The organism is Acinetobacter sp. HR7, assembly GCF_000773685.1.
Taxonomy (GTDB): Bacteria; Pseudomonadota; Gammaproteobacteria; order Pseudomonadales; family Moraxellaceae; genus Acinetobacter; species Acinetobacter thermotolerans.
The window spans coordinates 1-13,244 of sequence record NZ_JPQO01000178.1 but is presented as its reverse complement, the minus strand read 5'-3'; the positions used below and the strand labels follow the sequence as shown (position 1 = coordinate 13,244).

Here is a 13,244-nt window from a genome sequence, read left to right as displayed (position 1 = left end):
AACTTATTTCAGGACGGGACACTAAAGGGATAAAAAAAGCCGGAATCAAATCCGGCTTTTTTTTATTTTTTGAATTTATTGGGTTTCGATTTCACGCAGGCGGATCAAACCTTCCTGAGTCGTGCTACACACCAGTTCTCCATTCTGCCACATCCGACCGAAGTTCAGGCCGCGTGAGCTAGCACTGATGGTTGCATCCATATCGTACAGCATCCATTCATCAGCACGGAATGGCTTATGGAAGTACATGGCATGGTCAATGCTGGCACATTGCAGATTTGGAGACAAATAGCTTAGGCCATGCGGACGCAGTGCCGTGGTCATCAAGGTAAAGTCTGAGTAGAACGCCGCAATGGCCTGATGCAAAGACACCTCATCAACTTCCGGTGCGATACGATCTTGGGTACGTACATAATGTGCATAATTCGGTGCTTCCGGTTGTGGCTGGAACGGATTCACTGGCATCACCGGACGGATTTCCACATGACGGTCACGCATAAGCGAAGCACGGACATTTTCCGGAACAAATTCGACAATCTGCTTTTTCAGTTCCGCTTCATTTTTCAGTTCTTCAACGGGCGGATATTCCGGTTCAGAAATCTGGTAGTTCAGCCCCTCTTCAGGCTGCGCAAACGATACCATACACATAAAGATGGTACGGCCATGCTGAATCGCACGTACCTGACGGCTGACAAAGCTCTTGCCATCACGAATACGGTCCACCTCGTAAATAATCGGCGCGTTGACATCTCCACCAAACAGGAAATAGGCATGCAGCGAGTGTGCCGGACGATCAGTGGTATAAGACGCTGCACGTAGGGCCTGTCCCAGTACTTGCCCACCAAATACGCGTTTGCCTACCAGGTTACGGCTAATTCCACGGAAAATATTTTCTTCCAGCTTTTCCAGGCTAAGCAATTCAACCAGTTCTTGAGTTAAGACATTCATAGGCAACCTATTCGATGTTGGAGAGATCCAAAAATGGCAATATAACAAAATCTTTCATTTCGAAGGATATTCTGCCATAAATTCTGAGTAAAGCCCTAAAGATTGGCTGACTGAACTGTCATCTCACATGTGCAAGTTCCGATAGAAAACCGCTTTTTTCACGTTAAAATCAAAGAACTTTTGAAGAATTTGTCAGAAAATGACATATTGTTTTCCAGTAGAATCCATCAAAATAGTTGCCCCCTCAGAAATCCTGTGGTTCTGGTCAAAATAAAATTAGGAGTAGGTATGTCCAAGAATGGCTTTGGTCAATTGTATCGCAAGCTTTCAAGCAAGATGCTTGATCTTGTGGTTACCCCACATGTACTTGGGGATGTGCCATCGGAAGTCCCTGCTCCAGTGGCTGACCAGCAAGGACCAAAGAAAATTGTCTGCTATGTTTTACAGAACCATTCACGCAGTAATGCCCTGGTAGTCGATGGCGAAACCCGTCGTCTGAAACTGCCTGCAGCTTTGGACCGGATAGAACTTGGGCCGATTCAGGAAAAAGCATCGGTGCTGTTCCTACAATACCATGATGACAGCAATCTGCTTAGCTCACCGCCGCATGCTTTCCCACCGCGTTTATTACGTCTAATTGAAATACTAGAAAAGAATCCTGAACTGGATGTTGAACTGATTCCGGTGACTATTCTGTGGGGCCGTGATCCAGAAAAAGAAGATTCATGGTTCAAGCTGCTGTTTACCGATACCTGGTCAACACCAAGCAAGATGAAGCAGTTGGTGAATATTGGTTTGCATGGCCGCCAGTCCTATCTGGAATTCCATGAAGCACAGTCGTTACGTGCCCTGATTGACTATGCCAAGGAAACCTGCCCGAACCTGTCACCAGCGACTTATATTGTGAATACGCTGAACGATTATCTGGATGCGCAGCGTGAAGTCGTGCTCGGTCCCGATCTATCCGATCGCCGTAATGTGATGCAGGGCCTGATCAAGTCTCCTGATGTTCAGGCCGCGATCCGCAATGAAAGTATCCGTAGCAAAATCAGCGTCGATGAAGCAGAACGCCGTGCCATTGGCTATTTAAACGAAATCGTATCGGATTATTCACATGCCACTGTTCGTTTCGCTGACAAGGCCCTGACCCGTCTCTGGACCCAGCTTTATGACGGCGTGGAAGTGCATAACTTTAGTACGGTACGTGAACTGGCCAAGGACTATGAAATTGTCTATACCCCATGTCACCGCAGTCATATCGACTACCTTCTACTGTCCTATGTAATCTACCGCCGTGGCCTGATGGTGCCGTACATCGCCGCTGGCGATAACCTGAACATGCCATTTGTTGGTCAGATTTTACGTGGTGGCGGTGCCTTCTTTATCCGCCGTACATTCCGCGGGAATGCACTTTACACTACTGTATTTAAAGAATACCTATACAGCATTCTGTCACGGAATACCCCACTGGAATACTTTATTGAAGGTGGCCGTTCTCGGACAGGCCGTCTGCTGCCACCAAAAACAGGTATGCTGGCGATGACTGTACATGGTCACCTGCGTGGCAAGTCCAAACCAATCGTATTTGTACCCACCTATATCGGCTATGAACGCCTGATGGAAGGTGCAACCTACGTTGGTGAAATGAGCGGAAAACCGAAAGAAGCAGAATCTATCTTTGGCCTGCTCAAAACCCTGCGCAAGATCGAGCGTATCTTCGGTAAGGTCCACCTGAACTTTGGTGAACCAGTATTCCTGGATGACATCCTAAAACAGCATGGTGCTGAAGACATTAACATTCAAAAGAATGATGATCCAATTCCACCAGCCGTGTCTGAAGCGGTGAACAGTTCAGCTCAGGCAATTCTGGAAAATATCAACCGTGCTGCTGTCATCAATCCGGTATCCTTGCTATCGCTAATTCTGTTAGCAACGCCAAAACACACCCTGGATGAAGACATTTGCATCAAGCAGCTGGATACTTACCGCAAACTGCTGACTTCACATCCATACGATGAACGTATGCAGGTTACTCCACTTTCGGGTCGTGAAATTATTGCCTATGCGCTAAAACTGAAGTTAATCAAACGCGTTAATCATGTGCTGGGCAACATTATCGCGATTGAAGATAATCAGGCGGTCTTGCTGACTTACTTCCGCAACAACATCCTGCATGCCTTTGTTATTCCTTCACTCATCGCAGCCTTGGTGAATCATAACGGCTCAATCCGTCGTGATGATGTAGTCAACATCTGCAGCACCCTGTATCCATTCCTGAAAGCAGAACTGTTCCTGAAATGGCAGGAAACGGATATCCAGCAACCGGTAAATACCTATATCGATGCGCTGATTGCAGCGAATCTGATTGCTCAGGAAGGTGGAAATCTGGTTGCTCCTGCTCCAAACAGCGAAGCGCACCACCAGCTGGAAGTACTCGCGGCTCCGGTAATGCAGAGTATCGAGCGTTACTACATGACCCTGGCTTTGATCACCCAGCGTGGCTCTGGCAATATCTCGACCCGTCAGGTTGAAGAGCTGAGCCATCTGGTCGGTCAACGCCTGTCTGTGCTGTATGAGTTCAATTCGCCTGAGTTCTTTGACAAGGCACTGTTCCAAAGCTTCATCAAGACTCTGACTAAGAAAGGCTATATCAGCACCAATGAAGACAATGCGATTGTCTTTGATGAAAGCTTCAAGAATATTGCCCAGTATGCGGATCTAGTGCTGGATGAAGTTAAACTGCAAATGCTGCATCACATCACGGCTTTTACCGATGAGGAGCTGAAAGAGGCCCTAGAAGCGTTGGCGGCTGAACAAGCGAAGAAACGAGCTAAACGCAAGAAAAAGTAAATTTTGAATAGAGAAAAGAGAGGTTTAGGCCTCTCTTTTTTTTGTTTTGTAAATCTATAAAACTAAAACATAACTGAAGGGTTAGTGAAATCCTTAAAATAAAATCCTCCCCTAACCCCTCCTTTTAAAGGGTGAGGAGCCTCAAAATATATTTTGAGTCCGTAAGAGAATGAATTACTGCATTAATTCCAAATAACCCCGAAAACAGTCCTGATGCTTTAATTCAAACCCTATCTTTTCCATTCTTGTGGCGTACAGCTTTTTCCCAGTCACCTTCTCACTTTCGACTTTCAATACTGACAAACCCATTTGCTGCTGAAACCATTGCAGCACTTCATGTAAAGGCTGAGGCTGGTTATTAGTCACAATATAAGAAGATTCGAGCTGTTCCACGTGAATCATTTCTGCCAGAAAATAAGACAAGTCCTCAATATGAATCCGGTTCGACCAGTGCAGATTAGGATAAGTAGTCATGGACTGTGCCATTTTCTGCAGGCGTGCCACGGATGAGCCATAGATCCCGCTTGGACGGATAATCGTACATCGGTCTGGATAAGCTGCTAAGTAGGCTTGTTCCATCTGCAGCAGAATTTCACCTTGTAGATCATTCGGTCGAATCACACTATCATCATCCACCCATTCCCCCCTATTTTCACCATAAACCCGGGTCGATGACACCACCACCAGATGTTTTACCGGATGAAACTCTAAAGCTTTGACAATCGGCCGAACAGAATCCAGATAGGTGTGCTGATAAGCGTCAACGGTACTTTGATCTGGACTAACCAGGATATACACCCAGTCGATGGGAGCAAAACCACTGAGGTCGAGCTGCTGCACATCCTGAATATGATGAGTGGCAAAAGCATCTGTTTTCGCACTGCGACTGATTGTGCTAATTTGATGCCCTTGTTCAAATAATTGTTTAGCAATGTGCCTGGATGTTTTACCATAACCGATAAATAAAATATGCATTCAGCACCGAATCACAAGACCTGGTTGAGGGGACATGGCAGCAGTCCATCAGTTACAAGGTGTCGGCACAGCCGCCGCCGCATTACTTGAAAAACTAAATCTGTTTACAACTGATGATTTGCTCTTTCATCTGCCACGTGACTATGAGGACCGTAGCACGATCATTCCCATGAATCAATTGAACGTGGGACACAGCTATTTGCTGGAAGGCATCGTCAAAGGCGTGGACTTTCCACCCGGAAAACGCAAGTCCATGGCCGTGCTGCTGGATGATGACTGTGGTAAGGTCACTTTACGCTTCTATCATATCTACAAAGGCATTACTGATCGCTGCAAACTTGGAAACCGCCTGCGTGTCTTTGGTGAAGTACGTGTCGGTGCCCGTGGGCTGGAAATGTATCATCCGGAACTGCAGCTGATTACCGAACATACCCCACTGCCGAAAACCCAGCTGACTGCGATCTACCCAAGTACTGAAGGACTCACCCAACCGAAACTGCGTGAATATATCAAGCAGGCACTAGCATTACACAGTAATGATCTACCGGAACTATTACCGGCAAAATTCAGCAATGGTTATGACCTGAAACAGGCTTTGGAATATATCCATCATCCACCAGTGGATGCCAATATGCTCCAGCTGGCGCAAGGTTCACATCCCGCACAACAGCGTCTGATTTTTGAAGAGCTGGTGGCACATCAGATCAGCCTGCTGACTCGCCGTGCCTTTATCCAACAAATTGAAGCACCATCTTTTTCACCTAGTAAACGCTACGCTAAGCAGCTACTGGCTGGCCTGCCCTTTAAAATGACCGGTGCACAAAAGCGTGTTTCCCGGGAAATTGCCCATGACATGAAAGGCAACAAGCCGATGCTGCGCCTGGTTCAGGGCGATGTGGGTGCTGGTAAAACCCTGGTCGCAGGTGTGGCAGCCTGTCACGCACTGGAAGAAGGCTGGCAGGTCGCCCTTATGGCGCCCACCGAGATTCTGGCGGAACAGCATTACCTAAACTTTAAGCGCTGGTTTGAGCCTTTGGGACTGAATGTCGCCTGGCTCTCCGGCAAACAGAAAGGCAAAGCCCGCACAACTGCTGAACAAAGTATTAGAGATGGCAGTGCCAATCTGGTGGTCGGCACACATGCCCTGTTTCAGGAAAATATCGAGTTTGCCAAACTCGGTCTGGTGATCATTGATGAACAGCACCGCTTTGGGGTCGATCAGCGTCTGGCTCTGCGTAACAAAGGCCTGGATGGTATGTCACCACATCAACTGGTGATGACCGCAACTCCGATTCCACGCACACTTGCCATGTCCGCCTATGGTGATCTGGATACTTCGATTATTGATGAGCTGCCACCGGGCCGTACTCCAATTCAGACGGTGACCATCCCCTTGGATCGCCGGGAAGAAGTTTTGCAACGTATTGCTACCAATTGTGCTGAAGGCAAGCAGGCCTATTGGGTCTGTACACTGGTAGAACAGTCTGAAACCCTGGATGCACAGGCAGCTGAAGCGACTTTTGCTGAAATCAAGGAACGTTTCCCGGAAATCAATATCGGTCTGGTACATGGCAAAATGAAGGCCGATGAAAAACAGGCCGTGATGCAGCAATTTAAAAACAATGAACTGCAGCTACTGATTGCGACCACGGTAATTGAAGTTGGTGTCGATGTACCCAATGCTTCACTGATGGTGATTGAAAATGCTGAGCGCCTAGGTTTGTCCCAGCTGCACCAGTTGCGTGGCCGTGTTGGCCGGGGGGCCAAAGCCAGTTTCTGTGTGTTGCTGTATAAACATCCCCTGTCCCAGAATGGTCAGGAACGTTTGCGCATCATGCGCGAGACCAATGACGGCTTTATCATTGCGGAAAAGGATCTGGAACTGCGCGGACCAGGTGAACTGCTCGGCACCAAACAGACCGGGGATATGGGCTTCCGTGTGGCTAAATTGGAACGGGATGATCACCTGCTGAATCAGGCACATTATGTGGCCCAGCAGATGTTAAAAGATTATCCGCAGCAGGCCGAAGCTCTACTGAAACGCTGGCTGCCTGAGGCTCCCCGCTATGCCTATGTTTAAGCTGATTCAACAAGGCAAGCATTGGCTAGGCAAGTTACAGCCCTGCCAGCTCTGTCATCATGATTATCAAACGATACATTCAGTCTGTCAGGACTGCTGGCAGCAATTGCCCTGGGCATGTCAGACAGTACAACGACAGGAAATACCGGTACAGATTGCCTGCCATTATGCCTATCCGATGGACCGGCTAATTCAGCTTTTTAAATATGAACAGAAACTGTATTTAGAAAATCTGCTGGCAGGTACCCTGCTCAGCTTAAACTTACCTAAAGTCAGTGCCGTGGTACCAATGCCGATCTCGACCGAAAAGCTGGTACAGCGTGGTTATAACCAGTCATTACTACTCGCCAAGCATGTCGCCAGACATTTGAATGTGCCAGTGTGGCAACCGATAACCCGACTTAAGCAGCATTCACAAAAAGGCTTATGCCGGCTGGAACGAATTGAAGATATTGATACGCAGTTCCAGATGAATACTTCATCCAAACTGCGTTACCGCAAGGTACTGATTATTGATGATGTCATCACCACAGGCAGCTCAATCCGAGCACTCAGCCAGAAGCTGGAAGAATTGGGCTGCCAACAGATTAATGCTGCTTGTGTGGCAGGTGCCAAACTTTAAACTCAGACTTGAGCTAATAGATTTGCCTTTACCCAAGGAATCACAACTTCGGTCGTCAGCGGTGCTAATATTACACCCCGCTCATCCAGATCAATCCATTTCATCTCGGCAATTTCCGCCTCGATTTTTGGAAGCTGATCCAGTTTGACCAAATAGACATAACTGACCAGTTGATGATCTGGCTCATTCGCCGTTTTGGTTTCAAAGCGGCCGACAAATTGCTGCACTTCGGCATTGCAACAGATCTCTTCCAGAATTTCACGCACAATGGTGACCTCAGGTGCTTCTTTTTGTTCTAGCTTGCCGCCCACCTGCATAAAGCAGCTGGTGCCTTTCTTGCGCACCACCAATAATTGCTGTGCTTCATTCAGCACGATGCCAGCAGCGACTGTAATCACTTTCATATCAACTCAAATTTTAAAAGGTGAATCAGTTTATTTCACAAGGTCTTGCTGATCGACCATACCCCATTTTGCTTGCGGTGCTTTGTAAACTGCAAAGGCATCCAAAATCTGGTCAATGTCTGCATTAACGATCAGCTTGTCCATAAAGCGTTCTTTGGTAAAGCCCTGTTCCATCGTGTGTTGGATGAACTGGATCAGACCAGTGTAGAAATTCTCTGCATTTAAAAATGCACACGGCTTTTCATGAATACCGAGCTGCGCCCAAGTCCATTGTTCAAAGATTTCCTCTAACGTGCCTACCCCGCCCGGAATCGCGATAAAACCATCCGCCAGTTGTGACATTTTGGTTTTACGCTCATGCATATTATCTACCACATGCAACTCGGTCAGTCCGGGATGTGCCAGCTCGCGATCTACCAACTGTTTGGGAATCACTCCAATCACTTTACCACCAGCAGCCAAGGCACTGTCGGCTACAATTCCCATCAAACCTGAACGTCCACCGCCATAAATTAATGTGAGTTGTCGTGCAGCTAGAGTCTGACCTACCTTGTGCGCAATTTCAGCATAAACAGGCGAGACACCCAGTGCGGAACCACAAAAAATTGCGATAGAATTCATCATTTTTCACCATTCAGTTGACGTTATAGCGGAAGGAAGGCCTGATTGATCGTTTTTTTGAAAAAATAACTGCCCAATCAGTGTTTTTATTTGATTCCTTGTCTAAAATACACCCATTCAATTATACATACTGCGCAAGGGAGAAAAGACAGCATGCTTGAAGCCTTTTATGCCACAGAGCGCGGTAGCTTAGAAGATGCCACCATTAATGGCGACTTTGATTTACATCAGGATTTGGTCTGGATTGATCTGATTGCGCCCTCACAGGAAGAACAGCAATGGATCATGGATGCTTACGAGCAGAATCTTCCTACCCTCAAATCATTAGAAGACATTTCATCTAGTGCACGATTCTACCGTGATGATGATGGTATTTTGCATATCAGCACTTATTTTTTAACGAAAAATAAAAATTATCAGGTTGAAGAGGAAACGGATGACCAGTCCAGTATTTTAGCAACGGTTCAAACCGTTGCCTTTATTCTGCATAAAGAACGGCTGTTTACCTTGCGTGGGGAAAAGCTGGTGGCATTCCGCGCCTTCCGTGCCCGTGCACGCCGTAATGATTATGAAATTGACTATAAAGATCCAACCTGGATTCTGCTCGGGCTACTGGAAGCTAAACTGGATGAGCTTGCGGATATCTTAGAAGATGTCCATAAGGATCTGGAAAAATATTCAACCGAGGTTCTGAATAACCGCCATCGTGAACAGATTCTGGATCTCGATGACATGATTACCCGTCTGGCGCAATTAGAAGACATGCTCGGAAAAGCCCAGCTCTGTCTGATTGACTTGCGCCGAGTACTGACCTTCTTGTCACGTCCACGTGCGCTAGGTAGTCATATCTATGATGCCGACATTCGAGAACTCAGTGAAGACGTGCGCTCGCTGGTCGAACATGATGCTTTCCTGTTCCAGAAGGTACGATTCCTGCTCGATACCACGTCTGGATTCATTAACACTGAACAGAACGATACCATCCGTCGATTCTCTATTTTGCCAAGTATGCTTGCACCACCAATGCTGGTTGCCAGTGTGTATGGGATGAATACCGAGGTATTGCCCTTCGCGCATGGCTCGACCAGTTTTATTGTCGTCAGCTTTATTATTGTTGCCTTCTTTATTGGGCCATTGATTTACTTTAGATGGAAGAAATGGATTTGAGCGAGCTTTGAAGCACTGCTTCAAAGTGAAGCGCAAGAAACGCACCTTATTCGTAAATTCCTATTTAAAACCAATAAAAAAGCACCTTTCGGTGCTTTTTTATTTACTGAATGATCTGTAAATCATCCTGCAAATGACAGGCTTGAATGATCTTCATCATCTTTTCAGGAACTGCTTTAAACTGTAATCCTTTGGCTTGCGGGGTTTGACGTAACCAGCGTACCAATACAGCCAGTACCAAGGTACTGCCATTTTCCAGTCCAGCCAGATTCACAACAACCGGAAACTTGCCATAAGACTGGATCTCACTCAGCCCCTGTTCGTAGTACTGCTGTGCATTCTCATAATCGATTTTGCCTGAAACCTGCAGTTCCTGCTGATTGAATTTGATCACCGCTCACCTATCTTATTTTTTCTTGTCAATTGCTGCTTCAGCATCTGGCTTGAAGTTAGCAATGGCTTTATCCAGGTTACCACCGTTACGTTTTACAGTCGCTGCAAACTGGTTACGGAACTGCAAACCAAGGTCAATACCAGACACGTTGATGTTACGGATTTTCCATTGTGAGCCTTTATCCGCTAACTGAAAAGATACCGGAATCTTTTCACCGTTGTTGTGGAAATCAATCGTTACCACAGGATTCTTACTACCTGTGTCTTTATATGGACGCATGGTATAAGTCTGATTACTGTATTTCGCAAACGCAGAACCGTAGTTTTCGATCAGCGTTTCACGGAAATTATGTTCGAACTTAGCACGTTGTGCAGCAGTACTATACTGATTAGTCGCATAAGTCCCCATTACGATACGGGTAAAGGCTTGCGAATCGATATATGGGTCCAGATTTTGACGCACAATGCTTTTTACCAGGGCCGGATTATTTTGCAGCTTGGCATGATCCGCTTTCAGGCGTGCAATCAAGTGATCCGCAACTTTCTTGATAAATGCAGGTGGTGTTTCAGACGGTGCAGCAAATGCACTTCCCATCACCATGGTAGAAAGTACGCTGACTGCTAAAGTTTGTCTTACTAAAGTTTTCACTCAAATCTCCTCAATCGATTATTCAACAAATGCAGGTTCGTCGCTGGCTTCAGCAGTAGCTGTCTCATCTGTAGCAGCCTCTTTGCTCTCTGACGACTTTTGTCCTGCACCACCTGTCACGAATTTGGTAATTAAATCTTCAATTTCCATGGTGCCTTGGGTATTGCCAATCTGGTCACCACGTTTCAAATAATTCAGACCGCCACCTGGAACAATTTTCAAATATTTTTCACCCAACAAACCGTTGGTCGCTACCATAATGTAAGCATCTTCATCAATATTGGTGATGGAGGTCATGTTATCTAACAGTTGTTTTTCCATTGCTTTTTGTTGCGCAGGCGTGGCAGCTTCATAGTCAGCGCTATAACGTAATTCTTCTAGTGCATCCTGCTGTACTTTTTTCAACTGCTCAGCATTGAAAGACGTCAGGGTACCATCCAGGGTCATATGTACAGTCGCCAGACGAGTGATCGGATCTAGGGTAATTCTATCAACCTGTCCGACTTTCACACCGCTTAATGCCACTTTGGCCCGTGGTTTAATCCCGTTTACATTTTCAAAGGTGGCGGTCATGCTATAGCTGTCCGCAATATTGTGTCCAACCAGACCACTCACGCGCATCGCCAGAAAGAAAATGGCAATCCCAAACAGAATGACAAAAACACCAACGGCCAGCTCACTAGTACGTGATTTCATTAAACACCTCCGAACATGACCGCAGTCAACACGAAATCAAAACCTAAAACACACAACGATGAATACACCACGGTACGGGTGGTCGATGTTGCAATCCCCTCGGATGTCGGCACACAGGCATAGCCCTGATAGACCGCAATCCATGTACAAATCAGCGCAAATACAAAACTTTTCACAATGGTGCCGTTAAAGACATCTTTATAGAATTGCACGCTGCTTTCCATGCCACTCCAGTAACCACCTTCATCCGCACCCAGAAAATCGACACCGACCATTTTGCCGCCCATGATGCCAATCGCGGCAAAAATCACAGAGAGCATAGGCAGACTGAAAATACCAGCCCAGAGACGTGGCGAGATCACACGTTTTAACGGATCAACACCAATCATTTCCATACTGGATAACTGTTCAGTGGCTTTCATCAGGCCAATTTCAGCTGTTAATGCCGAACCAGCACGACCAGCAAACAGCAAGGCTGCAACCACCGGTGCCAGCTCACGTAACAAGGTCAATGCTACGGCTGTCCCTAACATAGACTCACTACCAAAGGTCGACAGGATGGTAAACATTTGCAGACCGAGTACTGAACCAATAAACAGGCCAGAGACGCTGATAATCAGCAAAGACAGTACACCCACCCGATACATCTGGTAGACAAACAGCTTAAAACCCAGTGCTGTCGGCATAGAGAAAAGGATCTGGAATAACATCAGGGTGGCAACCCCAATGCCTTGTACACGTTCAATGACACGTCGGCCTAATGCTTCAATCGCATTCATGAACGCACCTCATCACTTAAATACGCCGCATGGCTAAACTGGTAATCCACCGGCCCTTCTACCGAGCCAGTCAGAAACTGCTGAACAAATGCAGAAGGATGAGCTTTTAATTCTTCAGGTGTGCCCTCGCCCTGGATTTTCCCTTCCGCCACCACATAGATATAGTCAGCAATAGACAGTGTCTCAGCCACGTCATGCGAAACAATAATCGTAGTCAAATCCAATGCTTCACGTAGGGAACGAATCAGACGGGTCAACACACCCATCACAATCGGATCCTGTCCGGCAAACGGTTCGTCGTACATGATCAGTTCAGGATCAAGCGCAATTGCACGGGCCAAAGCCACACGACGGTTCATACCGCCTGACAGTTCTGAAGGCATCATCTGCTCTGCACCACGTAGGCCGACGGATTCCAATTTCAATGCCACAATTTCCGCAATCAGATGTTCAGGCAGTTTGGTATGTGCACGCAATGGAAATGCCACATTTTCATAGACACTCATGTCCGTGAACAGCGCACCACTTTGGAAAAGCATGCCCATTCGTGCACGTGCTGCGAACAGCTCATGCCGTGACATACGGGCGATATCCTTGCCATCCAGCAATACCTGTCCCTGATCCGGCGTCAGCTGTCCGCCAATCAGTCTTAATAAGGTTGTTTTACCGGTTCCTGAAGGCCCCATAATGGCGGTGATCTGACCACGTCGAATGTTCAGGCTGACATTGTCATAAATGATACGTTCGCCTCGCTTGAAGCTCAAACCCTTCACTTCTATGAGTGATTGAGTCTCAAACGCTGTTTGATTTGTCATAGCTAAGCGTTGTCCTGCATTTTTTCAGCATGCGTACTATATAGGATTAATGCACAAAATGTTACCTTTTCGATGGAAGGTTACAATGGCTTGACATCCTCTCCGACCTAAAGGACGGAGATTCCTCCTGCGAGACGCCCATGTCCGAGCGCAAGAATATTCAGTGCTGAGTTTATATCTCTATCGTGGAATGTACCGAACTCCACACACTGCCATTCTCTTATTCCAAGTCCTGCTCTACCTTT

13 protein-coding genes and 1 pseudogene are annotated in these 13,244 nt (G+C 46.7%); 4 read left to right on the top strand and 10 right to left on the bottom strand.

The window, feature by feature from the left end:
* Positions 1 to 75: 75 nt before the first annotated feature.
* A complete protein-coding gene (locus GW12_RS09720) occupies positions 76 to 948 on the bottom strand; it encodes an acyl-CoA thioesterase II (RefSeq protein ID WP_034586955.1) in 873 nt (290 codons plus the stop codon).
* 288 nt (positions 949 to 1,236) lie between these two features.
* Here GW12_RS09720 and plsB point away from each other — a divergent pair, with 288 nt between their 5' ends.
* Entirely contained in the window at positions 1,237 to 3,798 is a 2,562-nt protein-coding gene (gene plsB, locus GW12_RS09715; protein ID WP_034586952.1) for a glycerol-3-phosphate 1-O-acyltransferase PlsB, read from the top strand.
* A gap of 174 nt (positions 3,799 to 3,972) precedes the next feature.
* Here the strand turns inward: plsB and GW12_RS09710 are convergent, their stop codons facing one another.
* On the bottom strand, positions 3,973 to 4,773 hold the full coding sequence (locus tag GW12_RS09710; RefSeq protein ID WP_034586950.1) for an NAD(P)H-binding protein: 801 nt from the start codon (positions 4,771 to 4,773) through the stop codon (positions 3,973 to 3,975).
* A gap of 34 nt (positions 4,774 to 4,807) precedes the next feature.
* Here GW12_RS09710 and recG point away from each other — a divergent pair, with 34 nt between their 5' ends.
* Positions 4,808 to 6,853, top strand: coding sequence for an ATP-dependent DNA helicase RecG (gene recG / locus GW12_RS09705; protein ID WP_034586949.1), 2,046 nt, complete (start codon positions 4,808 to 4,810; stop codon positions 6,851 to 6,853).
* Positions 6,840 to 7,475: a ComF family protein gene (locus GW12_RS09700; RefSeq protein WP_034586947.1), complete on the top strand. Its 636-nt coding sequence runs from the start codon at positions 6,840 to 6,842 to the stop codon at positions 7,473 to 7,475. The genes recG and GW12_RS09700 overlap by 14 nt, the downstream gene beginning before the upstream one ends.
* A gap of 2 nt (positions 7,476 to 7,477) precedes the next feature.
* Here the strand turns inward: GW12_RS09700 and GW12_RS09695 are convergent, their stop codons facing one another.
* Complete coding sequence (locus tag GW12_RS09695) at positions 7,478 to 7,879, bottom strand: NUDIX domain-containing protein (protein WP_034586945.1); 402 nt, start codon at positions 7,877 to 7,879, stop codon at positions 7,478 to 7,480.
* A 30-nt stretch (positions 7,880 to 7,909) separates the two neighbouring features.
* A complete protein-coding gene (locus GW12_RS09690) occupies positions 7,910 to 8,500 on the bottom strand; it encodes a TIGR00730 family Rossman fold protein (protein ID WP_034586942.1) in 591 nt (196 codons plus the stop codon).
* Positions 8,501 to 8,653: 153 nt separating this feature from the next.
* Here GW12_RS09690 and GW12_RS09685 point away from each other — a divergent pair, with 153 nt between their 5' ends.
* On the top strand, positions 8,654 to 9,667 hold the full coding sequence (locus GW12_RS09685) for a CorA family divalent cation transporter (protein WP_034586940.1): 1,014 nt from the start codon (positions 8,654 to 8,656) through the stop codon (positions 9,665 to 9,667).
* Positions 9,668 to 9,770: 103 nt separating this feature from the next.
* On the opposite strand, the gene GW12_RS09680 is transcribed toward GW12_RS09685, so the two are convergent.
* The 6 genes and pseudogenes from GW12_RS09680 to GW12_RS16030 form a co-directional block, all read right to left on the bottom strand.
* Positions 9,771 to 10,061 (bottom strand): STAS domain-containing protein, encoded by a 291-nt coding sequence (locus GW12_RS09680; RefSeq protein ID WP_034586937.1) that lies wholly within the window; start codon positions 10,059 to 10,061, stop codon positions 9,771 to 9,773.
* 12 nt (positions 10,062 to 10,073) lie between these two features.
* Positions 10,074 to 10,709 (bottom strand): phospholipid-binding protein MlaC, encoded by a 636-nt coding sequence (locus tag GW12_RS09675; protein ID WP_034586935.1) that lies wholly within the window; start codon positions 10,707 to 10,709, stop codon positions 10,074 to 10,076.
* An 18-nt stretch (positions 10,710 to 10,727) separates the two neighbouring features.
* Entirely contained in the window at positions 10,728 to 11,405 is a 678-nt protein-coding gene (locus GW12_RS09670; RefSeq protein WP_034586933.1) for an outer membrane lipid asymmetry maintenance protein MlaD, read from the bottom strand.
* On the bottom strand, positions 11,405 to 12,184 hold the full coding sequence (gene mlaE / locus GW12_RS09665) for a lipid asymmetry maintenance ABC transporter permease subunit MlaE (RefSeq protein WP_034586930.1): 780 nt from the start codon (positions 12,182 to 12,184) through the stop codon (positions 11,405 to 11,407). The genes GW12_RS09670 and mlaE overlap by 1 nt, the downstream gene beginning before the upstream one ends.
* Positions 12,181 to 12,999: an ABC transporter ATP-binding protein gene (locus GW12_RS09660; protein WP_034586928.1), complete on the bottom strand. Its 819-nt coding sequence runs from the start codon at positions 12,997 to 12,999 to the stop codon at positions 12,181 to 12,183. The genes mlaE and GW12_RS09660 overlap by 4 nt, the downstream gene beginning before the upstream one ends.
* Before the next feature lie 107 nt (positions 13,000 to 13,106).
* Positions 13,107 to 13,244 (bottom strand): annotated as a pseudogene (locus GW12_RS16030) (RNA-guided endonuclease TnpB family protein); the annotation flags it as partial.